This window comes from Fructobacillus broussonetiae (assembly GCF_018437275.1).
Taxonomy (GTDB): Bacteria; Bacillota; Bacilli; order Lactobacillales; family Lactobacillaceae; genus Fructobacillus; species Fructobacillus broussonetiae.
Genome location: NZ_JAAMFK010000003.1, coordinates 193,623 through 218,866 on the forward strand (window position 1 = coordinate 193,623; position 25,244 = coordinate 218,866).

Consider the following 25,244-nt stretch of genomic DNA (forward strand, 5'->3'; position numbering starts at 1 on the left):
CTATAACATATTTAACGTGGCAAAAAGACGGTAAATCCTAGCCACCCGATGTAAAAGCTAAGGAAGCCAACAGCCACTTGAATCAGTAGGTAGAGGCATTCTTGCTTGAGTGAATCCTGCTCTGCTCCCTCGGTCATCATGGTTGAAAAAGTGGTGAAACCACCAAGGAGTCCCGTTTCCAAGAACAAGGCTAACGTGGCAGATAATTGCAGGTGCACGAGTCCCCCTAACGTGAAGGATCCAAGTGCATTGACCAAGCAGACCGCCGTGATGAACGGCGGGCGGCTTGGGATGAGCCGCAAAACCCAGTAGCGAAGTGCTGCTCCGATGCCGGTGCCAAGCATCACAAATAGAAGCGTTTTAAGCATGCGGTCCTCCTGTAAGACTCGCCTTCTTCACCGTGGTGAAGTGGGCGAGTCGTTTTCCTAAGAGCACCATGAAGTATGCCAAAAACAACGATCCAGCAATCAGCAACACCGACAATTCCGGTTCGCCCTTCCATCCCAAGTCCATCGACTGAGAAATGAGCGCCCCAAAAGTCGTAAAACCACCCAATATCCCCGTTCCGATGAAGGCCTGGCGATACTGGAGTGGTTTTTTACTCTCTTTGATATAGGTTCCGAGGTATGCGAGCAAAAGCGTTCCCAGGCAGTTGATGAAAATGGTCGTCAGCGGCCACTTCCCAATCATCGGCAGTTCCCCCAGCAAATACCGGGCTGCTCCACCAATCATGCCGCCTAAAAAGACGACCAACGTTGCAATCAAGGAATTTTCTTTACTCATTCAAATCCTCTTATTAAACTATTTTTTCTTCGATGTTTAGGGCGTCGTCCCCAATTTCTTCAAATCGCTTCAAAATGTCTGAAAACTGCATATTCTTCATTAATTGAAGCAAGTGTTCTTCCATCTGTGTGTAGTAGAAGGACAAAGTTGGATTAATCTTCTTTGCTACTTCGCAGTCATCACTGACCTTGTTATCGAGCGAGAACACCTTCGCATCCTCGTTAATCGCATCCAAAATCTCAGCCAACGAAATCTCTTCCGGCTTTTTTGCTAGAACTGGACGACCTAGTGCCTCGTCGCCTTCTGTTGAGAACGGAGGCCGAAAACAAATCAGACATCAACGCTCTCACCCGTGACGGATTCGTATTCACCGATTGAGCGATATCCTTTGATACCACTCGATCACCTGGCTTCGTATTTGCGATGTACACCAAAATGTGTACCGCATTAGTCAGCTTCAATGACGGTTTCATTATTCATTTCTCCCAATATTTAATACTCTCTCGGGAATTAGTATAGCATATTTTACGATGTTTTTAGGATAAAAAGGTCGCTATGTTCGCTTTTTAGGGCAATTGTTACCTTCTTATTTTCTTTTCATTCTCTTTTTATTTTTTCATTTTCCTTGACAGATACCTGACCCTCTTGTATGCTTAAGTCAACTTTTAAATGTTTTAGGAGCAATCACATGACTGCATTTTCCCTTCAATTGAACCGCCAATGGTGGCGCCGGTAGGAAAGCAGCTTTTCGGAGACGGACAAGCTGTGACGACAGCTTTGTCCCAACCGGCTTCTTAGTAATGCATGAAAAAGTCTGTTTGGGTATATCACTTCACCCAAGCAGGCTTTTTTCTTGCCCAAAAACCAAAACCTCGCTTGGGTGCTCACGTATTTAATAGGAGAAGAACATGAATAAACGTCTACTTTCCGTCACTTCTTTAATTATTGGATTTCTAGTCGTTGCTTTCTTTTTCGGGAATCAACAGGAAAAGACTAAGAACAAGGACGTCGTTTCTGTCGGTATCTTACAATTAGTGACCCATCCTGCTTTGGATCAAATCCACGAGGGTGTTGTCAAAGGTTTAGCCGACTCAGGGTTTAAAGAAGGTAAAAACCTTAAATTAAACTATCAAAACGACAAGCAAACCAAGCCAACTTGGAAACGATGGCGCAGGACTTTGAAAACAAAGGCACTGACCTAACCGTTGGTATCGCGACGCCCGCCGCCCTTTCACTTGCGCAAGCCGCAAATAAGAAAACCCCCGTTATCCTTGCTGGTATTACAAACCCAGTTGGCGCAAAGCTCGCTGATTCCGTTGAAAAACCAGGTCATAACATCACTGGGGTAAACGGTGACTCACCTTACGATAAGCAGGCTGACCTCTTTAAGGAAGTAACACCTAACGCCAAGAAGATTGGAATCATTTCAACAACTTCTGACTCTGGTGGAACATACAATGCGAAGATGATGACGAAAACGCTTCAAAAGAAGGGTTACCAAGTCAAAAACTACACGATTTCTTCTACTAACGATATGCTTCAAGTGGCGAACACGATGGCCGGTGAAGTGGATGCCGTATACGCACCACAGGACAATTCAGTGGCCACGGCCATGAAGACGCTAGTTGGTGCATGTCGCGCAAACAAAGTTCCCGTTATCCCATCAAACGATACGATGGTGAAAGACGGCGGGCTCGTTTCTTACTCACAGTCGCAATACGAAATCGGTTACCAAGCCGGTTTGATGGCGGCTCAAGTATTGAAGGGTAAGAAACCAGCAACCTTCCCTATTCGCTCTGTGGAAAAAGGTACCTATGCCGTCAACTTACAAACAGCCGACGCGTTGGGAATTTCATTGCCTGACCAAATGGTTCAAGAAGCCAAAGCACAAAAGGAGGCCTTCTAATGCCAATTATCGTTTCTTCTATTTCCCAGGGAATCCTCTGGGCAGTGTTGGGGGTAGCCCTCTACCTCACCTTCCGAATTTTGAACTTCGCCGATATGACGGTTGAAGGTTCTTTCCCTCTTGGTGCTTCCACGGCTGTTGCGTTGATTGCCCACGGGGTAAACCCCTTCATTGCAACCGGTGCTTCCCTACTTGTTGGAGCAGCTGCCGGTCTTGTGACTGGTTTGCTCTATACAAAGGGTAAGATTCCAATCCTTTTGGCCGGAATCTTGGTCATGACCGCTTGCTTGTCAATCAACTTGCGAATCATGGGTTCAGCCAACATCTCATTGTTGGATCAAAAGACGATCTTCTCACTTAAGATTTTTGAGAATTTGCCTAAGTACTTTGACGGTGTCTTCTTAGGACTCATCGTCATCACAATTATGTTGGCTTTCCTCATCTGGTTCTTACAAACGGAACTCGGTCAGGCCTTCATCGCAACTGGCGATAACAAGACGATGGCCGCAGCCTTCGGAATTAAGACAGACAAGATGACAATCATGGGGCTTATGGTTTCAAACGCCCTCATCGCCTTTGGTGGTGCGGTCATTGCCCAGAACAACGGCTTTGCTGACATTAACATGGGAATCGGAATCATCGTTATCGCCCTCGCCTCCATCATCATTGGGGAAGTGGTTTTCGGCGATTTGTCCTTGAACCAACGTCTTATTGCCGTTGTCATCGGATCAATCATTTACCGCTTGGTACTGTTGGCTGTTTTGCAACTCGGATTCCAAACCAATGATTTGAACTTAATCTCATCCATCATCTTGGCTTTCGCTATGGTATTGCCGCAGGTGCGTCACTACCTCAAGTTAGACCACATTCTTTCATTTGGAGGTAAGGCACATGACTAACCCTGTTTTTTCATTAAAAAACGCCACGGTAACCGTGGCTAATGGGACCACGATTCTTGATCACCTCAACTTCGACATTGATAAAGACGACTTCATCACCGTTCTTGGAACGAACGGTGCTGGAAAGTCGACCCTCTTCAACGTACTTTCTGGGGACTTAATGTTGACGGAAGGTTCCATTGAACACAACGGCGAAGACATCAGTCACTTGCCAGCCGTAAAGCGAACATCATTTTTGGCCCGTGTTTTCCAGGATCCAAAGCTTGGAACGGCGCCTCGAATGACGGTCGCTGAAAACTTGTTGCTCGCTGAAAAGCGTGGTGCAAAGCGGACGTTGAGGAACCGTAAGCTTTCAGCTGAAAAGTTGAAGCACTACTACGAACTCACGAAGACGATTGGAAACAACTTGGAAAACCGTTTGCAAACGGCAACGGGTTCACTGTCAGGTGGACAGCGACAAGCCCTCTCCTTCTTGATGGCGACACAGGTCAAACCCGGTTTGCTTCTCCTGGATGAACACACGGCGGCCTTGGATCCCAAGACCTCTGACCAGCTCATGGCAGCAACAAACGAACAGGTTACTCAAAATAATCTAACCGCCCTGATGATCACTCACAATTTGGCAGACGCCCTCACATACGGAAACCGTTTGATTGTATTGAACGCTGGGCGCATCGTCTTAGACGTTAAGAACGAGGACAAGGATGCTTTGACTGAAGCTGAATTACTCAAGTACTTCGTGCATTCCTAAAATAAAAAAGCCGTACCGGGCAAATGCTCGGTACGGCTTTTTGTCTTAATAGAAGAAAGGATTCTCTTCTGAATTAATTTTATCGAATAGCTCAAACAAGTGATCCCTGTTCGTAATCTTATACTTTTTAAGCTTTCGGTCGTAGACAACTTCGGACTTTACTTCCTCGTTAATTTGAAGTTCTGAGAGGAACTCACGAATTGCCGCGATGTCTCGTTGAACGGTCTTTTGACCAATAAAGAAGAGGTCTTCGATTTGGTCAACAGACATTGCCTGCTTTGAAATCAAGATGGAATATAAGCGAAGAATTCGCTGTTTATCGTTAAATACTGCTTTTTGTCTAGACATTCGGGTAACTCCTTTGCTCATTGTACCAAAAGAATGAGGAGGAAGTACTTAAAAAGCGTATTTTTTAAAAATAAAAGGAGGCCTTCAAGCCTCCTTTTTATGAACTTATACAGAACGGCGTTGGAAGATCGCAAACGTTCCAATGTAAATCAAAACCAGGTAAATGGTGTACACGAGCCAAACAACCCAAATATCCGCACCAAAGTAGTTTTGAATGAACTCATTTGACGCTGAACGACCATCAAAGATTGATGAGAGCATTCCTTGAACCGTGAGCGGATTCCACTTCAATGGTTCCCAGAAGCGGACCAAGAAGGTCGTGATGCTTGAGATGATTGGTGTTGCAATGGACAACACCACACCGATTGAAATGGCAGCTGCTGAACTCTTTGCCATGTTTGATACCAACAAAACGATGGCGAAGTAGAACAACATCATCAACACGTCCATTACCTGCGCAAAGAGGAATGGTTGCCAATCAATTTCTGTTCCAAATGAGCCGTTCAACAAGGTGAAGACTCCTCGTCCAGCCAAGGTTCCAAGGATTCCAGCGATGAGCGTCAAAACATATTCAACAAAAATGATGATGATTTTTGAGATAAAAATCTGCAACCGTGAATATTGACGGGAAAGCAAAGGACGGATGGTTCCAAAGCTAAATTCCTGGGTAAAGGTCAAGGCCGCAAAGACGGAACCGGCGATAGCAATGACAATGCCCGCCCCACCGAGCGCTGAGTATCCGAGTTGCTGTTGTTCGGCTGGAACGATCCAAGTCAGCGTTGCAACCGGCAAAAGGAAAGCGATGATTGCCCAGATGTAGAAACGGTTCTGCTTAACAGCCTTCATCCATTCTTGTTTTAATAACGTAATCATAATTTCTCCTTTAAATCTTCTTATGCGCGGGTGCTTTTATCAGAAAGCACTTCCATCAAGTGATCTTCAAGGTTTACGGAACCGGTTTGGATGTCCAAGACGTCCAACTTTTCTTCCGTGGCCTTCGCCAAGACGGCTTGGGCGTTCACGCCTTCTTCGACGTTAATCAAAACTTGGCTATCATCGCCAAGCTTTGCCGTCCATCCAGCAGCCTTTGCGGCTTCAAGCATTGCTTCGTTATCAGAAGTCTTCACCTTAACTTGAGCCTTATCTTCTGACAAGAATTCATCCATCGTTGCCTTACGGACAACCTTTCCCTTGTTAATGATGACAACGTCATCTGCCAAACGTTGGAGTTCGTCCAGCAAGTGGGATGAGATGACAAAGGAAATGCCCTTTTTGGCCAAGTCTTGAATGAGTGAACGAATTTCGCGGACGGATTGTGGGTCCAAACCATTCATTGGTTCATCCAAAATAACAAGCTTAGGTCGACGAATCAAAGCAATAGCAATGCCCAGGCGCTGCTTCATTCCAAGTGAGAAATTCTTTGCCTTACGCTTACCAAAATTTTCGCCATCAATCCCAGTCAACTTCATCAATTCGTTGATGTCTTCGGGATTTTCTGAATCCATGGCGTAGTACTTCATGTGGTCTTCTGCCGTGAAGTTTGGGTAGATGGATGGGTATTCAATCAAGTTTCCCATTTTGGCCAATGCCTTGGTCTTTCCAAATTGAACCGGTTCGTTGTCGAAAATAACTTCACCGGAGTCAAAACGCATCAATCCAGTCATGGCCCGCATTGTCGTGGACTTACCGGCTCCGTTTGGTCCAATCAATCCAACGATGCGACCTTCTTCAACTGAAAATGACACGTCGTCCATGGCCTTGTATGAGCCAAAGTGTTTTGAAACGTGACGCAATTCTAATAATGACATGTGCGCTGTCTCCTTTTCATTTCATACTAGCGCTAAAACGCTACTTTAGATTAATCCTTATCTATGTCTCTTTTATTATAACAAAGTCAGGGGCGGACCTTGCTTTTATGGCCCATCTTTACCATTTTATAAAAACCATAAAAAAAAGCTCCCCATCGCTGGAAAGCTTTTTTATAGATTGGATACCTAGTCGGGAGAGAAGGTATAAATTAGGTTTAGAGAGAAGTATTTATAGTGACTAGATATCCAACCATCGATATATTACGCTATCGATGTTTCTATTATCTATCGTTCAGATTAAGCTAACATTAAATTGAATCACAAATATTTTAAAACTTTTTGTAAGTTTCAAACTTCTCCTAAAAATCCCATTCTAATCACTTATTTTACCGTTCCTAAGAAGTACTTCTTCTTACCACGACGGACCAAAACGTATTGTCCTTCATAGGATTCCTTAGGATCAACCACTGCCTCAACATCTTGAATCTTTTCACCATTGATTCGAATGGCACCGTTTGTAACGTCTTCACGTGCTTGACGCTTTGACTTCTCAATTTCTGAATCGACTAAGAAATCAACAATGTTCACTGCTTCCTTTGACGTTTCAAATCCTGGAACACCGGAAAAGACATCTTGAATCTGTTGTACTGACAAGTCGGCAACGTCACCCGAGAAAAGGGCCTTAGACAATCGCTCAGCTTCTTCAACCGCTTCTTGTCCGTGAACAAAGGCCGTTACTTCTTGAGCTAAACGCTTTTGTCCAAAACGTGCGCCACGATTTTCTTCGGACTTCGCAAGAATTTCTTCGATTTCGTCCTTTGAAAGGAAGGTAAAGTACTTCAAGTACTTCTCAACATCAGCATCAGCCTGGTTGAACCAGAATTGGTAGAAAGTGTATGGTGATGTCTTTTCGGCATCCAACCAGATGGCGTTTCCTTCGGACTTACCAAACTTCTTCCCCGTCGAATCAACCATCAAAGGAATGGTCAAACCAAAGGCAGGCGCATCGTTTCCTTCAACCGTGTGAATCAAATCAACACCCGATGTGATGTTTCCCCATTGGTCGGAACCACCAATTTGCAATCGAACGTTTTCTTCTTGCCACAAGTGCAAGAAATCAATGGCTTGAAGAATTTGGTACGTAAATTCCGTGTATGAAATTCCCGTTTCCAAACGTGAGGCCACAACGTCCTTTTTCAACATCACGTTGATTGAGAAAAGCTTTCCATAATCACGCAAGAAAGCGGGCAAACTCATCTGATTCAACCAGTCAGCGTTGTTTACAATCGTTGTTCCGTTCGCACCGAAAAGCTTTTTAACTTGGGCAGCAATTCCCTTTTCGTTTTCCTTCAACTTTTCTTCTGAAAGTAACTTTCGTTCCGTTGTTGGACGTGGGTCCCCGATGGAACCAGTAGCCCCACCAACAATAATAACGGCCTTCCCACCAGCATTTTGGAAACGCTTCAACACCATGAAAGGAATCAAGTGTCCAAGGTGGAGGGAATCAGCTGTTGGATCCGTTCCAACGTATGCTCCGATTTGCCCTTCGTCCATGGCTTTTAGCAAACCCTCTTCGTCTGTAACTTGGTTTATGGCACCACGCCAATTTAAATCTTCAATGAAATTCATGATTCAATTCTCCTTTATTAATAGTAGAAAACCGAAAAAAAAGCCCTAATCAATATTTGATTAGGGCGAAGTTTCCGCGGTACCACCTAACTTACCTCATATCGAGGTCGCTCAAGTAGCCTTAACGCGGCTTCACGTCATCTCGGTCTTGTTGTGTAACAAAAAAGTAGTTGGACTAACTTACAGCAACCGTTAGCTCTCTTTGTACCAGCGCCACTTTTCTCTGCAACAAATGATAGGTCTATTATAGCAAGTTTCGATTTTTTTTGCTTTTTATTTCATGACTCTGTAAGCTTCGTTATTTTTGACATAAACTATTACACTCTTTAAAATTAAAGATGTATAAAATTTTTAAATACTACCATAGTCGGAAGGTTATTTAACCTTTATGATCGCTAACAGATTTTTCTTTTAATTCTCATTTCAGATTGGAGTCACTATGAAAATCGCTCTTATTGGTGCAGGGCCTAGAAACCTCGCCATTTTGGGCCGACTAATCTTTTTAGCCGACAAAACAACATATCTTGATATCGATATGTATGACCGTTCCCCCATCGGAGGACGGGTTTGGGATCCATTTTTGGAGAACAACCACACCTTTTTGATGAACACTGCACCTAATCAAGTGACTCTGTTCGATGATTTCGAGATGGATGACCAAGAATTACAAATCGAGCGACCTAACTTGCTTTCGTGGGCACAAACGATAGCCTTTGATTATTTGAAGGATCATCCTGAGTACCCTTCCATCTACCAAGATGAGGTCTTATCACTTGTCTCTTCAAATGACTTCGCATCCCGCGGGCTTTTCGGAATTTACGCGGCTTGGTTCTTTGAACTTTTGCAATCCGTTTCATCGTCAAACATCAACATCAATTTCTACGAGGATTACGTTGTTGACATGGAAAAGGGAAAGAAGCGTTTCGCTATCCGAACTGAAAGTGGGGCCGAAAGGAAGTACGATCGCGTTGTTTTCGCACCGGGACACATTGATAATAAGCCGAATGAAAAGCAGCAGAATTTAATCAATTTTGCCAATGATAAGGGGCTTCAATACTTCCCTGCTTCACATCCCGCGGAAAATAATTTTGAAAACATCGACGAAAATAATCAGGTTCTCATTGAAGGGCTTGGTCTTTCCTTCTTTGACGTTATTCTTTCTCTCACCGCGGGGAAAGGCGGTGTTTTCATCACAGAGACAGATGGTTCTTTGACTTACCACTCTTCCGGACATGAACCACGCATCGTTGCCGGATCCTTTAACGGACTTCCGCCTCGTGCAAAAGGAATCAACCAAAAAGAAGCTTCTCAACTTTATCAACCTCGTTTTTTCACTTTGGAAAATCTAAAAGCGAAAGCGAACTTAAACATGGGTCACCTTCCCTATGATGTCTTCATGAAGACCTTAAAGATGGAGCTGACCTACAAATCTTTGTATAACCAAATTATTCAAGCTGATTTCCCAATTGGCACCCTTCGATCAAAGGTAGCAAAGTTTATAGAGGATCCGGATAATTGGCCAAAGATAAACGATACGTTTGATTTAAACTTTGATGTTGAAATTGATTGGGATTCAAAGGTTTTCCCTGCAATGAATCAAACGGATGCTTCCACGTACAAAGAATTTGTCATTCAACACATTCAATCTGATATTCGTTCCGCCGAATTAGGTAACGATTGGTCACCACTGACTGGTGCTTACGATATCTTACGGGATGTACGAGACATTGTTCGAACACTTTATAATGATGGTTATTTCACTGATTCGGATTATCAACTCATGCTTACTAGCTTCAAGCAGTTTGATAACCAACTATCCGCTGGTCCCCCTTTGATTCGAATGCGACAACTTCTTGCATTAATTGAAGCAGGTGTTATTCAGATTGCTGGTCCCGGATTCAAAACGGGGCACAACGAGCAACTTTTTACGGCCAGTGATTCCTTACATCAGCACTTCGAAGCTGACGTGCTAATTGAGGCACGTCTTTCAACCATCGATTTCCGAATCGCCAAATCTTCATTGGTTCAATCATTAGTTAAAAAAGGTCTTATCACTTCAAACGATCGTCTCGTTAACACCAATGGCGACTTAGTATTAGCTCACACAGTTAAGGTTGATCTCGACACACTAACCGTTGTGGACAAAGACAATCATCCCGTCAAAGGGTTCTTCGTCTCTGGTATTCCATTGGAAGGATCACGATGGTTTAACACTGTTATTCCTCGACCTTACGTACACACGTTACTATTTCAAGAATCAAAGCTGTTGGTCAACGAACTATTATCCCGAAAACACAAAAAATAAAAAAAAGGCGCTGAATAAATTAGCGCCCTTTTTTATTCATTTAAAAAAGATAACTTTAGTTCTTTTACATCGTCCGTATCGAAGTCATTAATTCCATGATGACCACCTTCAAGCCAATAAGTTTTTGCTTTCTTTCCAGTCATCTTTTCATAACGCTCGACCATCTTCACGCTCTGTTGAAACGGAACAACTTGGTCAGCAGTTCCAGCCATTGCAAAAATTTCCGGCATTTTCTTGCTGAAATAATTAGCGGGGTTTCCTTGCGCAATCTGAATTGACGCTTCTTCAACCGGAAGTCCTGCTACAGCCAGCCCCTCAAAAGACTTAGGCGATCCTGATTCTGAATATTTCGGTTGAATATGGCCTTCCTCAAATTGTTCTTTAAAGACATCAAATTCATAGGGACCATAAGAGGCAATCACCTTTTTAATTTCTGGCATGTCTTTCAAATTATCATTCAAGCCTTTAACGTAGCCGAGCTTTACACCTGCTGTTGCTGAGGCACGGTTAGCATCGCTAACTGTGCTCCAGAAGATTCTCCAGTCAGATAGAAGCGATTAACGTCTAAACCAAATTCATTTGCTCGTTTTTTCAACTGGATTAATACAGCCCTCACTTCGGCAACCTGTTTTGGAAAAGCGTAATTTGAATCTGAAATCAAAGCATAATTCATCGAGGCCAACGCAAAGCCTTCAGTTACCAATTTCATATTAGGTTGTAGTTTATTAGTCGATTTTTCACCCCTGACAAGACCACCACCCTGCAAATCTAAAATAAGAGGGTGCTTTCCATCACCTTTGGGAACATACAAGTCGTACAATTCCCATTCATTTGGTCCATAAGATAAGTTGGCAACCTTCTTTTCAACATCTTCAGGCACCTTGACAGCGTCAAAAGTCATCTTTAAATCTTTAAACAACATCATTCCTCCTTTCATTGTTTCACGTGAAACACCAAAACAAAATTGTTTCACGTGAAACAATCCTAAAGAAAAAGCCAAGAGTCTCCTCTGGCTTAATTACTAGTTAACTTTCTTTAACTTTCCTTAATCTTTTCCGTTCTTGCGATTGTCCCACAAATAAACAACTAACAGCATAAAGCTAGCTAATTCAGCTGTCAAAATTGCTGTCTCCATTGCACGAAAAACCCAAGATACAACAGAAATAAACAAAAGAACCAAAGCAATAATCGCCGTGTAAACTGTCGTTACTTTCATCGTCGTTCCTCCCCTAATCTCTTTCAGATTAACCTTTTCTCTTTAAAAGTTCAATTATTTCCTTTTGCAAGGTAATATTTTGTCGAACCAATTCGTTATTTTCCTTTTGTAAGGCTTGCTGGTCGAGAGAATCTTGGTGCGGCTCATCATAACCCCACTTCTCTTCTTCAGTTCCGATTAACCAATTGTTGATGAATTGAATAAAGTAAAAGACAGCCAACGAAATTGCTAAAAGCGTCAATGATGAAGCGATAAAGGTCGACAACGACTCACTAGTTTGTTCCATCTTGAATTGGTGATCTGCACGAATCAACCAAGACCACAACGCCTTGAAGAAATTAAAAGTTAAAGACACAAGATCTTTAACCGTCGAACCGAATGCATTACCAACAACAACCGAAATTACGAAAGTTAGTAAATTAGGCGCAAAAATAAATCGACGAAAGGCAATCATACCTGCGGATGACCTTTCAACGAATTCGTCACGCTGAATCTTTAATTCCTCTTTTGTCTTTGTTTTAAATAACATAAGCCCTCCGGGGATTTTAATGATTTCATTTCTTTCTATTATACGTCAGAATGTAACAAGAAAAAAGTCTGACGCCCTTTGTAGCAGGAAAAAAGAGCAATAAAAAAAGGACAGCCGAACTGTCCGTTAAATTTACTTTTTTAAGAAACCATAACGGTGGAAAAGATAAGTTGCTCCAGTCATCATAGCGACCATAATGATAATCGTTACCCACCATCCAGAATGGTGTGCGGCGAATGGAAGATAATCAACGTTCTCTCCGTAGAATCCAGAAACGATTGTTGGAATCGTGAAGACAATCGAGTATACCGTCAACACTTTCATCGTCCAGTTCAGGTCTCGATTACCGAGTGTGTCTGTCGCTTTCGTAACGGCATTAATCACTTCCATTGCTAAGCCAGACATATCCCGGGCCTGCTCAACCTCAACGCGTACTTCATCAAGAAGATCCAAGTCTTCAACTGATACGTGAGCTTGATATGACCTTCTGATTTGTTCCAACATGATCAAGTTATTAGCCAGTGAATTCTGAAGATAAATCATCTGAATCTGCAAATGAAGCAAATCGTTCGTTTGTTTCGTTAACTGCTTTTGATTACCAAACTGTGCTTGAATGGCGCGACGTTGACGATTAATCTCGGTGATTTCTTCACCATACATTGTCATTAATGGATAGATACCCGTAAAGAGGAACTCAAAGACTGATAACTTGTCATCATCATCTCTTTTCGTATCGTGGCGACCAGCTAAGATTTCTTTCTTTACGTAATCAGTTGGTCGGTGTGAAAAGGTATAGATGTCACCGTGAACCAAGACGATTCCAATTGGGCGCGTCAAAACCGGTTCAGGTTCAGCAGAAATCACATCAAGAATGATTAAAGCCTCATCAGCATCGGGATCGAACTCCATTCGAACCGATTCATTCCGATCGTTTGCATATCCTAACATCTGCTCGGTCAAACCATGCTCTTTTAAAAGAACGGTGTGGTCCTCTTCCGACATGTTGGTGATGTGAAACCAACGAAAGTTGGGTGTTTGTTTTAACATTTCAATCATGGTGAACCACCTTTTTTGAAAACATCAAGGACAAAAAACCAACCCTTAGCGCTTCTTTTTCTTTGAGCGAGTAGCCTTGCGAACCTTACGAGCCTTTGCCTTTTCAAGTTCACGTGCGGCCTTACGTTCCGCGCGCATCTTGAATGGGTTTTGCAAGAAGAAAGTTTGAATCATCTGGAAGAGGTTTGAAACCACCCAGTACAATGAAACGGCAGAAGGCAAAGCCAATGAAGTAAAGAAGATAATGAATGGGAATACGAAAGGCAAAACCTTTGTAAAGCCATTCTGCTGTGGGTTAGCCATGGTTGACAAGAATGAAGACCCGAAAGTAAACAGGGCTGCCAACACAGGCAAAATGATGTAAGGATCAGATTGCCCAAGGTTCAACCAAAGGAATGAACCAGAACGAAGAACAGGAGAATTATGAATTCCTTGGTACAAGGCAATCAAAACAGGCATCTGTACCAAAAGCGGCAACATTGAAGCAAAAGGTGAAACCCCGTGCTCCTTATACAATGCCTGTTGTTCTTGGGCCAACAATGTTCTTGTTTCGGTATCCTTAGAAGAATACTTTTCCTGCAAAGCTTTAATTTCGTCTTGCATTCCTTGCATCTTCTTCATGGAATCCATTTGATAGACCATCAATGGAAGCACCAAGAAACGAACGAAAATTGTAAAGATGACAATCCCTAATCCGTAAGAAGTGTTAAACCATGAAGCAACACCAAGAATAGAACGAATAAAGAACGCAACAAAAGTTCCCCAGATTCCAGAACCAGCAATGGGTGCTGAATAGGAATGGTTAGCTGTAACAATCCCTACTAAGGCCAGGATCGCCAAGAGTAGCGGGAACCAACCGATAATTTGATACCATTTTTTGAGTCGTGCCATTTTAATCTTCCTTTAGTAGTTTTGCTAAGCGGAGAACGTGGATGATCTGCTTTTTAATGAAAGCTTGCGATGCACCCGCGACATTTGGTCGTGCTATTACTAGTATATCTGTCTTTTGATCAATCTGCGGCTTTAATTCGAGAATTGACTGTCGAATCCGCCTTTTGACGTGCACACGATCATGGGCCTTTCCAACCTTTTTTCCAACGGAAAGTCCAAGACGGAAGTGCTTTTGATCTTTCTTTTGTAATCGATAAACCACGAAGTACTTATTGGCCACCGACTGATGACGATCAAAGACCTTTTGAAACTCCTCTGGTTTTTTTATCCGAAATGACTTACGCATAGCTATACCGAACCTTTATGTACGCAGAATAACTTCTGCATGAAATTTTATGAAAATAAAAAGGCCACTGCAAGCAGCGACCTGTTTAGGCAGATAATACCTTGCGGCCCTTCGCGCGGCGGCGAGCCAAAACCTTGCGACCGTTGCTCGTTGACATACGCTTACGGAAACCGTGTACGCGTTCGCGGTGACGCTTCTTTGGTTGGAATGTACGTTTCATCAGGATTTACCTCCATTAATAATTTGTCTGCAAAATCTTTGCAATTCGAGAATAATCATACCATGGATACCCCGGCCTGGCAAGCAAGACAAGGCAATAAACAAAAGATTATTATATATAGGAAAAAAGATATCCCCTGATTTATCAAAATCGAATCCAAAGGGCTGGTAAAACTTTGAAAAAAGAAAGTGTTTTCCATGTCTTATCCAAAAGTTATCCACATATCCACAGGTTGTTCTTTAAGGATTGGGGAAAACGTGGATTTCTTGTTCATAACTGATAAAGCCAGTCTTTTCTTTGTGGATAATCTCTTGAATAACTGTTTTTAGCGAATTTTTGTTCCCTTTTTCATCCACAAGGCCCTATTTTTTTACCAACACCTGGGGGTTTTTACTCCTCTCGATTCTTTTCTGGGGAAAACTATGCCCAACTGTTTTTTTTTGCTATACTAATTCTGTATTTAAATCTTTCTTATTATGATTTTAGTTTGGAGCTTTCGATGTCTGAAAACTTAAACCCAAACGAACTCTGGGATCAAATCTCGAGTCGTCTATTTCCACAAATTGGCCCAATTACTTTTGATGCCTTTGTTGATCCATTAAAACCAATCGGATTCACAGAAGATAATAAGCGTCTTATCCTTTCCGTTCCGGACGACAACGCCTCTGCCATTACTGAAAAATGGAAGACGGAGCTTGAAATGAATTTCGTCGAATATGCGACTGAAATTACGGGGCGCTTCATTCGGCCGGACTTGCGGACGACTGAAAACACGGATGAGAAAAACAGTTTTGTTTCTGCTCCGGTGACTTCCGAACAACACATTCCTTTCTCGCAAGATGCAGGATTGAACCCTGACTATACTTTCGACAAGTTTGTTGTTGGGTCTGGTAACGAAAACGCCCGTGCCATTGCTAAGGCAGTCGCTGAAGGACCGGGTAAGGTCTATAATCCATACCTCATTTATGGAGGCGTTGGTTTAGGTAAGACCCACTTGATGCAAGCCATCGGAAACCAATTCGCAAAGGATAATCCAAACGCACGTATCAAGTACGCGACTGCAGAAGACTTCCTAAACGACTTCACGAATTCTCTTCGTGAAGGTAACCAAGACAACAGTAACGCAACAGCCCTCTTTAAGAAGACGTATCGTTCGCTCGATATGCTGCTGGTCGATGATATCCAGTTCTGGGCTGGTAAGCCACAAGTTCAAGAAGAATTCTTTAACACTTTCAACGCTTTGACCAAGGCCAACAAGCAAATTGTCATGACGTCTGACCGTTATCCAAATGACATTCCGGATTTGCAAGATCGTCTTAAATCTCGTTTCGAGCAGGGAATCACATCAGACATTCAAAAACCTGATGTTCAAACGCGTGTGGCTATCTTGAGAAACTTACAAGACCAAAACGACTTGGATATTCCAAACGATGTCTTACAATTAATTGGTGAAGCAGTTGACGACAACGTGCGTACATTGGAAGGTGCTTTTCATAAGTTTGAAGCAAAGATTCGCTTCATGAATAAACCAGCAACCATTGAGACGGCCAAATCAATTTTGGCTGAAATCAACGCCAACAAGAAGGCGGTTGTTACAGTGCAACGCATCCAAGACGTTGTCGCGACCTACTACATGCAAACGGTTGAAGACATGAAGTCCTCTCGTCGCCAAGCTAACCTGGTCGAGGCACGACACGTGGCCATTTACTTGACTCGAACGATGACCGATAAGTCCCTACCAGAAATTGGACGGGCCTTCGGTGACCGAGATCATTCTTCCATTTCGCACGCCTTCAACAAGATTGAAGAACAGGTTGAAAAGGAAAGTAGCATAAAGGAACTGATTCAGGACTTAGCTGAAACCATAAAAAATGGTTAGTCCCCCTGTGGATAAGTCATAAAGTTACGAGCAAATCTTACCCAGGTTTATCCACAGGCAAAATGTGATGGTATCAAGTTTAATGACCTAATCCCCAGAACCCACAGCCCTTATTATTATTACTAGTTATTTATACTAACTATATATATATAACTGCACCCGCCACAAAGGAGGCTATGTGCTATGAAATTTACGATTAATCGCCAAGCATTCATCAAAGCTTTAAATGATGTTTCAAGAGCTATTTCATCTAAGACAACGATTCCTATTCTGACCAACTTAAAATTAGACCTTCAAGATGATCAGTTGGTACTTACAGGATCTAACGCAGACATCTCAATTCAAATTACAATGACTGCGGAAGATACTGCTAATGAATTGAACATCGAAAGTACTGGTGGAATTACCTTACCAGCTACTTTCTTCATCAATATCGTTAAGCACTTACCTGCTAACTCAATGACTTTGTCAGTTGAAGGATTGCAAGCTTTGATTACTTCAGGTTCAGCATCCTTTAAGATTAATGGTCAACCTAGCTCTGCTTACCCTAAGTTGCCAGAACTTTCTGAATCAAAATCATTGAAGATTTCTGCAGCACAATTAATTGAATTGATTGCTCAAACAAAAATCTCAGCTTCAACTCAAGAAAGTCGTCCAATTTTGACGGGTATTCACCTTTCATTGAACGGGAACCAGATCAAGGCTGTGACAACTGACTCACACCGATTGTCACAACGCATTATTACTTTGGTTGCGGAAGAAAATGAAGAAGCGGCATCCGTTATCATTCCTGCCAAGGCCTTTAATGAATTGCAGTCTTTGCTTGAAGGTCAAAACCGTGTTGAAGTAAAATTGTCTGCTAACCAAGCTGTCTTTACTTTCGGTAACACAACCTTCTACTCACGTTTGCTTGAAGGAAACTATCCTGAGACTGATCGTTTGATTCCATCAGAAGCAAACACTGAAATCGAAATCGATGCTGGTGTCTTGTCTGGAGCCATTGATCGTGCTTCTCTTCTTTCTCACGAATCTCGAAACAACGTCGTTTTGTTGACGATTAAGGATCAGCATGCTGAACTTTCTGGAAACTCCCAGGAAGTTGGACAAGTGAAGGAAGAATTATCAGCGGATAAGATTGTCGGTGACGACCTTGAAATTTCATTCAATCCTGATTACGTTCGTGATGCACTCCGTGTTTTGCAGGGTAAGACAGTTGAATTGAAATTCACGACGAACTTGCGACCATTCATCATCATTCCTGAAGGTGAAACAGACAATAAGCAGTTACAATTGGTAACGCCGGTTCGAACTTTCTAAATAAAATCTTGAAGAGACCCTTTATGGGTCTTTTTTTATACTATAAAAGCAACCTGCCCTTTTTAAGTGATTTAGACGAAACAGACTGCTTAAAGAAAAAAACGCAAATAAAGCCTCTTACGGGCAAATAGCGCTAAATGTGTTATAATATTAGAGTAAGTCTTACAAAAATTTGGGGAAGTTTTATGGCTGAACGTTTAGCAATTACAACTGATTTTATTACCCTGGCTCAGTTGCTTAAAATCACGGATATTATTAAGTCCGGAGGACAAGCAAAAGCCTATTTAGCCAATGAAGAAGTATTGCTGAATGGTGAACAAGAAAACCGCCGAGGAAAGAAACTATATCCTGGTGATTTGATTGAAACGGCCGGCGAAGCCTTTGTTATCGAAGAAGAGTCTGCTGAAGAAGCTGCAGAACGGGCTGAAAAAGCTGCGATTCTGGCTCGTTTTCAAGCAAAGGAAAAGAAGGCTGCTGTAAAAAAAAGCCAGTCGACACCTTCCAAAAAGAAGAAGCCGGCTAGAAAGAAGCCAACGGGTCCTTCTTCTTGGAATTAGAGAATCTTGAACTTTCCCATTTTCGTAACTACGAAGAAGCATCCCTTACCTTCCAACCGGGTGTTAATGTTTTTCTCGGGCAAAACGCGCAAGGAAAAACAAATCTGTTGGAAGCAATCTATGCTTTAGCCTTAGCTCGATCTCACCGCAGTAAAATCGACAAAGATTTAATTCAGTGGGGAGAAAATCAGGCCCGGGTGTCTGGTTCAATTAAAAACCGTTTCGGTAAGACGCCGCTTTCACTCTCCTGGTCTAACAAGGGAAAGCAAGCGCGCGTTAACCATTTAGACCAGAGTCGCTTGTCGACATACATCGGTCAATTAAATGTGATTTTATTTGCACCAGAGGATTTGGATTTGGTTAAGGGCCCACCCGCAACACGCAGGCGGTTCATCGACATTGAATTTGGTCAGATGAATAAGACTTACTTACAGTTATCATCCCAGTACAAGCAAGTGCTTAAAGATCGGAATGCTTACTTGAAGGCATGGTCCTTTGGAAAAAAACAAGACCAGGTTTTCTTAGCGGTCTTGACCGATCAGTTGATTGATTTGGCAGCAAAACTCATGCTCCTCAAGAAAAAATTCTTAAAAGAGTTAGAGGAAACGTCAAAAATTATCCATAAGGATGTCGCTGATCAAAAAGAAGAACTCGCTTTGCACTATAAAACGTCGGTTCCAATGGCGGAATTAAATGACGTGGAAGCCGTTAAAAAAGCTTTGGAAGAAGCTTTTCAAAAGCACGGTGACCGAGAAAAAAAGCAGGGTACGACGTTAATCGGCCCGCACCGGGATGACTTTATGATTGAGGTCAATGGAACCGATGTTTCGACATTCGGATCCCAGGGTCAGCAGCGAACGGCTGCATTGGCCCTAAAACTGGGAGAAATCGACCTGATGTACCAGGAAACTGGTGAATACCCAGTCTTACTACTCGATGATGTGTTATCCGAGTTGGACGCCTCACGGCAAACCCACCTCTTACTCACCATCGAAAACAAGGTGCAAACCTTTATCACCGCCCCCTCTCTTTCCGAGGTTGCTCGGTCGTTGATCAAAGAACCGAAAGTCTTTTTGGTCAAAAACGGAACGATCCAGGTGGAAGAGTAAGAGAAGGCAAAGAGGAGAACCATGGCAGAAGAAGAACAAGAAAAAGCAGCGATGACGCCAGAAGAACTGGACGAAGCTAGCAAGATGAACACAGATGCCGACGCCTACAACGCCGATCAGATTCAGGTCTTGGAAGGGCTCGAAGCCGTTCGTAAGCGTCCTGGAATGTACATTGGAACGACAACGGCGCAGGGATTGCACCACTTGGTTTGGGAAATTGTCGATAACGGAATCGATGAAGCCTTAGCTGGTTTTGCCTCCCACATTTCTGTTGCAATCGAGAAGGATAACTCCATCACGGTAACCGATGATGGTCGTGGAATCCCTGTCGACATCCAAACAAAAACTGGAAAACCAGCTCTAGAAACTGTCTTCACGATTTTGCACGCCGGAGGAAAGTTCGGTGGTGGCGGATATAAGGTTTCTGGTGGTCTGCACGGGGTTGGAGCCTCCGTTGTTAACGCCTTGTCAACAAGCCTGGACGTTCGCGTTGTCCGTGACGGTCAACAGTACTACATGGATTTCCAGACGGGTCGTGTTAAGACGGGTATGACAAAGAAGGATGGTCCACTTCCAATCGAACGTGGAACAATCGTTCACTTTAAGCCAGATCCAGATATTTTCCAGGAAACAACAGTATTTAGTTATGAAACGTTGTTGGGCCGTGTTCGCGAATTAGCTTTCTTGAACAAGGGATTGAAAATTTCAATCACGGACAATCGTCCAGACGAACCAGTTTCTGAAACGTTCCACTTCGAAGGTGGAATCAAGGAATACGTTTCCTATATGGACGAAGGCAAGCAGGTTCTCTTTGACCAACCGGTTTACGTTGAAGGTGAAGAAAACGGCATTGTCGTTGAAGTTGCCCTTCAATACACCACGGAAGTCAAAGAAAACCTCAAGACTTTTACAAACAACATCAACACCTATGAAGGTGGAACTCACGAAACTGGGTTCAAGACTGCTTTGACTCGTGTCATTAACGACTACGCTCGAAAGCAAAACATTATCAAAGAAAACGGTGATTCATTAACGGGTGAAGACGTCCGTGAAGGAATGACTGCTATCGTTTCCATCAAGCACCCCGACCCTCAATTCGAAGGTCAGACGAAGACGAAACTTGGTAACTCCGATGCTCGTCAAGCGGTGGATCGGATGTTCTCCGAGACTTTCGCCCGCTTCATGATGGAAAACCCAACGGTTGCTAAGCAAATCGTTGAAAAGGGAGCCCTGGCTCAAAAGGCTCGTTTGTCTGCCAAGCGCGCTCGTGAAATGACACGTAAGCAATCCGGTTTGGAAATTTCAAACTTGCCAGGTAAGTTGGCCGACAACACGTCAAAGGAACCTGAAATTTCAGAACTTTTCATTGTCGAGGGTGACTCGGCCGGTGGTTCTGCAAAGCAGGGACGTAATCGTTTGACTCAGGCCATTCTGCCTATTCGAGGTAAGATTTTGAACGTTGGTAAAGCATCATTAGATCGCGTTTTGGCCAACGAAGAAATCCGTTCCCTCTTTACGGCCCTCGGGGCCGGCTTTGGTAAGGACTTTGACGTTGAAAAAGCCCACTACCACAAAATCATCATCATGACTGATGCCGATGTCGATGGTGCTCACATTCGAACACTGTTGTTGACGTTGTTCTACCGATACATGCGTCCAATGATTGATGCCGGATACATTTACATCGCCCAGCCACCTCTTTATGGTGTGTCATTGGGAAACTCAAAGACCATGACTTACTTGGATTCTGATGAAGAATTGGACCAATACTTGGCTCAATTGCCTTCAACGGCCAAGCCAAAAGTCCAGCGTTATAAGGGTCTTGGTGAAATGGATTACGACCAGTTGGCCGATACGACCATGGATCCAGCAAACCGCCGTTTGTTGCGGGTTGACCCAGCCGATGCTGAGGAAGCAGATTCAGTAATCGATATGTTGATGGGTGGCGATGTGCCTCCTCGTCGTCAATTTATCGAGGATAACGCAGTTTACGTACAAGACCTTGACGTCTAAGCACTGCTTGATTCGGAGTTAGAAATGCCAGAAGAACAAGATAGTCGAATTAAAAATACCCATTTGGCAGCGCAAATGAAGACATCCTTTTTGTCTTATGCGATGTCAGTTATCGTGGCCCGTGCCCTTCCCGATGTTCGAGATGGATTGAAGCCGGTTCACCGCCGTATTCTCTACTCAATGATTGAACAGGGAAACACGCCGGATAAGCCACACAAGAAGTCCGCTCGTATCGTTGGAGACGTTATGGGTAAGTATCACCCCCACGGTGATTCTGCCATTTACGAATCAATGGTTCGTATGGCCCAGGACTTCTCATACCGTTACATGCTTGCTGATGGACACGGAAACTTTGGTTCTGTCGACGGTGACGGAGCTGCCGCCATGCGTTATACTGAGGCCCGTTTGTCTAAGGTTGCCATGGAAATGGTTCGTGACCTGAACAAGGACACGGTTGATTTCGTACCAAACTACGATGGTGAAGAACGCGAGCCTGAAGTTATGCCTGCCCGTATTCCAAACCTCTTGGTTAACGGTGCGACCGGAATTGCCGTCGGTATGACGACAAACATCCCGACGCACAACCTGGGTGAAGTCATCTCTGCTTTGCACATCTTGATGGAAAATCCTGATGCAACGACTGCAGATTTGATGGAAGCTTTGCCTGGACCCGATTTCCCAACTGGTGGAATTGTTATGGGTAAAGCGGGAATCCGAAAGGCCTACGAAACGGGACGTGGAACAATTACGGTTCGTGCCAAGGTCGATATTGAACAAACAAAGACGGGGAAGGAACAAATTATTGTTACCGAACTCCCCTACGCCGTTAACAAGGCTCGCTTGATTGAACGAATCTCTGAATTGGTTCGTGACAAGAAGATTGATGGAATTACGGGAATTCGTGATGAAACTGATCGTGACGGGCTTCGTGTCTCAATCGACGTTCGTCGTGATGCTTCCGCATCCGTCATCTTGAATAACCTTTACAAGCAAACGCTTTTGCAAAGCGGATTCTCCTTCAACATGCTCGCCATCTCAAATGGTGCGCCTAAGACTTTGTCATTGAAGGAAATCCTTGAAGCCTACTTGGATCACCAACGTTCTGTTATCCGTCGCCGTACGGAATTTGATCTGAAGAAGGCTGAAGCACGTGCACACATCTTAGAAGGTTTGCGCATTGCTTTGGATCACATCGATGAAATCATCCATATCATCCGTTCTTCAAAGACGTCAGATGAAGCCAAGGGACGATTGATTGATGGTTACGACCTTTCAGACAAGCAGTCACAAGCCATCTTGGACATGCGCTTGGTCCGTTTGACTGGTTTGGAACGCGACAAGATTGAAGATGAATACCAAAAGTTGGTCGCATTGATTGCCGATTTGAAGGACATCTTGGCTCACCAAGAACGAATCGATCAATTGATCTACGACGAATTGCTTGAAATTCAACACCGCTTCGGTGACGAACGTCGCACGGAACTCCAAGTGGGTGACGTGACAAGCATCGAAGATGAAGATTTGATTGAAGAAGAAGACATCATCGTGACGTTGACGCACAATGGTTACATCAAGCGCGTGGCGGCCTCAGAATTTAAGGCCCAAAACCGTGGTGGTCGTGGTGTTCAAGGAATGAACTTAAACGATGAAGACTTCGTTGCACAATTGGCGAACCTTTCAACCCACGATTCCCTCTTCTTCTTTACCAATAAGGGTAAGGTTTACCGTTTGAAGGGTTACGAAATCCCTGAATACGGTCGTGCTGCAAAGGGAATCCCAGTGATTAACTTGATGAACTTCGATCAAGACGAAGCCATCCAATCACTGCTTACGGTACAGGGAAACCCTGCTGAATCGGAAGATAACCTCTTCTTTGTCACTCGTAAGGGTGTTGTTAAGCGTACGAAGGTTCAAGATTTCGCTAACATTCGAACTTCTGGTTTGAAGGCCTTGACGCTTCGCGAAGACGATGAAATCCTGAAGGTTTTGCAAACTGATGGTGTTCAAAACATCATTATTGCGACCCACAACGGTTACTCAGTAACCTTCGCCGAAGAAGCCGTCCGTCTAATGGGACGTGCCGCTGCCGGTGTTCGTGGAATTAACTTGCGCGAAGGTGACGAAGTTGTTGGTGCTGATATCTTAATGGACAGCCAAAATGTCTTTGTTATCACGGAAAAGGGTTACGGAAAGCAAACCGAAGCAAGCGAATACCCTGTTAAGGGTCGTGGTGGAAAGGGAATCAAGACCGCCACGATTACCGAAAAGAACGGACCACTTGCCGGAATGGTTACAGTTGACGGTGATGAAGACATCATGGTTACGACCGACCTCGGTGTGATGATTCGTTTCGGTATCGACACGGTTTCAAAGACCGGTCGTTCAACACAAGGTGTGCGTTTGATTCGTTTGGAAGACGACTCAAAGGTTGCTACCTTTACAAAGTTGGAACCAGTTTCGGACGATGATAACCCTGAAGAAGCGATGGCAGAAGAAGAACAAGGTGCAGAACCAGTTTCTGACCAAGTTCAAGACCTAGTTGATCGCGCTGAATCAGAACAAAACGATGACTCAGAAAAGTAAACTTTCATCCTGATAGTTTCAAAATAAAAAGCACGGACGATTTAATCGTTCGTGCTTTTTTTCTATTCAACTGCTGCTGGTGGATTGGAAACGGCGACTTGCTGGCTCGACCAAATCGGAACGCCCTTTTTTGCGGTCGGCCACCGTAATGCCTCGCGAAGTGCCCCGGCGTAAAGTCGAGAGACCGGTAGGCGGTGTCCGGTTACCATCGTGACGATGTGAGTACCACAGTCATAGTCGTGCAAATAAGCAATGTTGATGGTAAAGGATGCGTGGATTTGGAAGAGTGAGTCGTGACAGTCAGGGATGGAGGCCATCGACGCATGGATTCGGGAAAGTCGATCCGCCTCGTGGACGAATAGATGGTGAGTCCCCTTGTCCGTTGTAATGTAGATAACGCGTGTTAAATCAAAAACCTTACTCGTTTTACCATGGGGTAAACGAATCGGGATTGGTCGAAGTTCTAAGATGCGACGTAAGTTTAAGTTTGCTTTCGCAATGGCGCGAAGCAGGCGATCTAAGAAAGCAGAGCTAAAGTCCTGCTTAATGATAAAATCTAAGAAGCCCACTTGGGCTTCGAAGCACTGACCAACCAAAGAGGCGTTATCAGAGATCATGATAAGTTGAGCATCTGGATCCTTTTGGCGAATGAGCTGTGCCGTTTTCAAACCAGCTTTGTTGAATCCACGAATTGTGGAATCTAGAATAACGACTTGGCCGTTCTTCACCTTCCGTAAAGCAGAAATTAATGCAGAAGGTGTTTCATAAAAGATTGGGTCCAATAGTGTCTTCTTAAAGAAGCGCTTGTCCTGGGCCTTGTCGGTGAGGATGTAGCATGGCATACATGTCTTCCTTTCTGCGTATTTGATAATATAATTATACGAGCTTTTGCAAGAAAAGACTCTATTTTATTTAAAAAAATAAAGAATGGTCTAGATATCAAGAAAATATGAAAGCAAAAAGTGTATTTTTGTATAATAAGTACAGATATCTCCCCCTCTCAAAGAAAGTAAAAGTAAAAAGTCAAAAAAAGCAAAAAAAAGCATTGACGAAACCTGGGCAAATCCGTATACTAATTATTGTTCCTTACGAGGAACGG

The 25,244-nt window shown here is 43.5% G+C and carries 26 protein-coding genes and 1 pseudogene; 10 read left to right on the forward strand and 17 right to left on the reverse strand.

What is annotated here, in order from left to right; genetic code table 11:
• Window positions 1-11: 11 nt before the first annotated feature.
• The 4 genes from G6R29_RS03540 to G6R29_RS06635 are packed head-to-tail and all read right to left on the reverse strand — an operon-like array spanning window position 12 to window position 1,256.
• Window positions 12-368 (reverse strand): fluoride efflux transporter FluC, encoded by a 357-nt coding sequence (locus G6R29_RS03540; RefSeq protein WP_213808982.1) that lies wholly within the window; start codon window positions 366-368, stop codon window positions 12-14.
• Window positions 361-783 (reverse strand): fluoride efflux transporter FluC, encoded by a 423-nt coding sequence (locus G6R29_RS03545; RefSeq protein WP_213808983.1) that lies wholly within the window; start codon window positions 781-783, stop codon window positions 361-363. Before G6R29_RS03545 ends, G6R29_RS03540 begins: the two co-directional genes overlap by 8 nt.
• A gap of 13 nt (window positions 784-796) precedes the next feature.
• Window positions 797-1,117, reverse strand: coding sequence for an Rrf2 family transcriptional regulator (locus G6R29_RS06540; protein WP_274381046.1), 321 nt, complete (start codon window positions 1,115-1,117; stop codon window positions 797-799).
• Window positions 1,023-1,256, reverse strand: coding sequence for an Rrf2 family transcriptional regulator (locus G6R29_RS06635; protein WP_213808985.1), 234 nt, complete (start codon window positions 1,254-1,256; stop codon window positions 1,023-1,025). The genes G6R29_RS06540 and G6R29_RS06635 overlap by 95 nt, the downstream gene beginning before the upstream one ends.
• A 435-nt stretch (window positions 1,257-1,691) precedes the next feature.
• On the opposite strand from G6R29_RS06635, the pseudogene trpX reads away from it, so the two are divergent.
• The 3 genes and pseudogenes from trpX (at window position 1,692) to G6R29_RS03570 (ending at window position 4,339) form a co-directional block, all read left to right on the forward strand.
• Window positions 1,692-2,689 (forward strand): annotated as a pseudogene (gene trpX, locus G6R29_RS03560) (tryptophan ABC transporter substrate-binding protein).
• Window positions 2,689-3,588, forward strand: coding sequence for an ABC transporter permease (locus G6R29_RS03565; RefSeq protein ID WP_213808986.1), 900 nt, complete (start codon window positions 2,689-2,691; stop codon window positions 3,586-3,588). The pseudogene trpX and the gene G6R29_RS03565 overlap by 1 nt, the downstream one beginning before the upstream one ends.
• The gene (locus G6R29_RS03570) at window positions 3,581-4,339 is read left to right on the forward strand and encodes an ABC transporter ATP-binding protein (protein ID WP_213808987.1); all 759 of its coding nucleotides are present in this window, start codon (window positions 3,581-3,583) and stop codon (window positions 4,337-4,339) included. Before G6R29_RS03565 ends, G6R29_RS03570 begins: the two co-directional genes overlap by 8 nt.
• A 45-nt stretch (window positions 4,340-4,384) precedes the next feature.
• Here the strand turns inward: G6R29_RS03570 and G6R29_RS03575 are convergent, their stop codons facing one another.
• The 4 genes from G6R29_RS03575 to tyrS form a co-directional block, all read right to left on the reverse strand.
• A complete protein-coding gene (locus G6R29_RS03575; protein WP_213808988.1) occupies window positions 4,385-4,687 on the reverse strand; it encodes a kinase in 303 nt (100 codons plus the stop codon).
• 105 nt (window positions 4,688-4,792) lie between these two features.
• Entirely contained in the window at window positions 4,793-5,560 is a 768-nt protein-coding gene (locus G6R29_RS03580) for an ABC transporter permease (protein WP_213808989.1), read from the reverse strand.
• Between the two features lie 20 nt (window positions 5,561-5,580).
• A complete protein-coding gene (locus tag G6R29_RS03585) occupies window positions 5,581-6,495 on the reverse strand; it encodes an ABC transporter ATP-binding protein (protein WP_213808990.1) in 915 nt (304 codons plus the stop codon).
• A 381-nt stretch (window positions 6,496-6,876) separates the two neighbouring features.
• On the reverse strand, window positions 6,877-8,124 hold the full coding sequence (gene tyrS / locus G6R29_RS03590) for a tyrosine--tRNA ligase (RefSeq protein WP_213808991.1): 1,248 nt from the start codon (window positions 8,122-8,124) through the stop codon (window positions 6,877-6,879).
• 439 nt (window positions 8,125-8,563) lie between these two features.
• Between tyrS and G6R29_RS03595 the strand changes: the two genes are divergently transcribed.
• Complete coding sequence (locus tag G6R29_RS03595; protein WP_213808992.1) at window positions 8,564-10,429, forward strand: FAD/NAD(P)-binding protein; 1,866 nt, start codon at window positions 8,564-8,566, stop codon at window positions 10,427-10,429.
• Window positions 10,430-10,461: 32 nt separating this feature from the next.
• Here G6R29_RS03595 and G6R29_RS03600 read toward each other — a convergent pair whose 3' ends face one another.
• The 8 genes from G6R29_RS03600 to rpmH form a co-directional block, all read right to left on the reverse strand.
• Window positions 10,462-10,869 carry an alpha/beta hydrolase family protein gene (locus G6R29_RS03600; protein WP_213808993.1) on the reverse strand — a complete coding sequence of 136 codons (408 nt, stop codon included), beginning with the start codon at window positions 10,867-10,869 and terminating at the stop codon, window positions 10,462-10,464.
• Between the two features lie 41 nt (window positions 10,870-10,910).
• Complete coding sequence (locus tag G6R29_RS03605; RefSeq protein ID WP_213808994.1) at window positions 10,911-11,429, reverse strand: alpha/beta hydrolase; 519 nt, start codon at window positions 11,427-11,429, stop codon at window positions 10,911-10,913.
• A gap of 45 nt (window positions 11,430-11,474) precedes the next feature.
• A complete protein-coding gene (locus tag G6R29_RS03610; RefSeq protein WP_213808995.1) occupies window positions 11,475-11,645 on the reverse strand; it encodes a hypothetical protein in 171 nt (56 codons plus the stop codon).
• A 28-nt stretch (window positions 11,646-11,673) separates the two neighbouring features.
• A complete protein-coding gene (locus G6R29_RS03615; protein WP_213808996.1) occupies window positions 11,674-12,174 on the reverse strand; it encodes an MscL family protein in 501 nt (166 codons plus the stop codon).
• A gap of 132 nt (window positions 12,175-12,306) precedes the next feature.
• Complete coding sequence (locus G6R29_RS03620; RefSeq protein WP_213808997.1) at window positions 12,307-13,230, reverse strand: magnesium transporter CorA family protein; 924 nt, start codon at window positions 13,228-13,230, stop codon at window positions 12,307-12,309.
• Between the two features lie 45 nt (window positions 13,231-13,275).
• Entirely contained in the window at window positions 13,276-14,121 is an 846-nt protein-coding gene (locus G6R29_RS03625; RefSeq protein ID WP_213808998.1) for a membrane protein insertase YidC, read from the reverse strand.
• Between the two features lies 1 nt (window position 14,122).
• On the reverse strand, window positions 14,123-14,467 hold the full coding sequence (rnpA, locus tag G6R29_RS03630; protein ID WP_213808999.1) for a ribonuclease P protein component: 345 nt from the start codon (window positions 14,465-14,467) through the stop codon (window positions 14,123-14,125).
• Window positions 14,468-14,552: 85 nt separating this feature from the next.
• The gene (rpmH, locus tag G6R29_RS03635) at window positions 14,553-14,693 is read right to left on the reverse strand and encodes a 50S ribosomal protein L34 (protein ID WP_213809011.1); all 141 of its coding nucleotides are present in this window, start codon (window positions 14,691-14,693) and stop codon (window positions 14,553-14,555) included.
• Window positions 14,694-15,186: 493 nt separating this feature from the next.
• On the opposite strand from rpmH, the gene dnaA reads away from it, so the two are divergent.
• From dnaA to gyrA, 6 genes are all read left to right on the forward strand, one after another.
• Window positions 15,187-16,566 carry a chromosomal replication initiator protein DnaA gene (gene dnaA / locus G6R29_RS03640; RefSeq protein WP_213809000.1) on the forward strand — a complete coding sequence of 460 codons (1,380 nt, stop codon included), beginning with the start codon at window positions 15,187-15,189 and terminating at the stop codon, window positions 16,564-16,566.
• A 183-nt stretch (window positions 16,567-16,749) separates the two neighbouring features.
• The gene (gene dnaN, locus G6R29_RS03645) at window positions 16,750-17,883 is read left to right on the forward strand and encodes a DNA polymerase III subunit beta (RefSeq protein ID WP_213809001.1); all 1,134 of its coding nucleotides are present in this window, start codon (window positions 16,750-16,752) and stop codon (window positions 17,881-17,883) included.
• Window positions 17,884-18,068: 185 nt separating this feature from the next.
• Window positions 18,069-18,440, forward strand: coding sequence for a S4 domain-containing protein YaaA (gene yaaA / locus G6R29_RS03650; RefSeq protein ID WP_213809002.1), 372 nt, complete (start codon window positions 18,069-18,071; stop codon window positions 18,438-18,440).
• Complete coding sequence (gene recF / locus G6R29_RS03655; RefSeq protein WP_213809003.1) at window positions 18,431-19,549, forward strand: DNA replication/repair protein RecF; 1,119 nt, start codon at window positions 18,431-18,433, stop codon at window positions 19,547-19,549. The genes yaaA and recF overlap by 10 nt, the downstream gene beginning before the upstream one ends.
• A gap of 51 nt (window positions 19,550-19,600) precedes the next feature.
• Window positions 19,601-21,562, forward strand: coding sequence for a DNA topoisomerase (ATP-hydrolyzing) subunit B (gene gyrB / locus G6R29_RS03660; RefSeq protein WP_213809012.1), 1,962 nt, complete (start codon window positions 19,601-19,603; stop codon window positions 21,560-21,562).
• Window positions 21,563-21,586: 24 nt separating this feature from the next.
• Window positions 21,587-24,145, forward strand: a complete 2,559-nt coding sequence (gene gyrA / locus G6R29_RS03665) for a DNA gyrase subunit A (RefSeq protein ID WP_213809004.1) — start codon at window positions 21,587-21,589, stop codon at window positions 24,143-24,145.
• A gap of 62 nt (window positions 24,146-24,207) precedes the next feature.
• On the opposite strand, the gene G6R29_RS03670 is transcribed toward gyrA, so the two are convergent.
• Window positions 24,208-24,987 (reverse strand): LytR/AlgR family response regulator transcription factor, encoded by a 780-nt coding sequence (locus G6R29_RS03670; protein WP_213809005.1) that lies wholly within the window; start codon window positions 24,985-24,987, stop codon window positions 24,208-24,210.
• Between the last annotated feature and the right edge of the window lie 257 nt (window positions 24,988-25,244).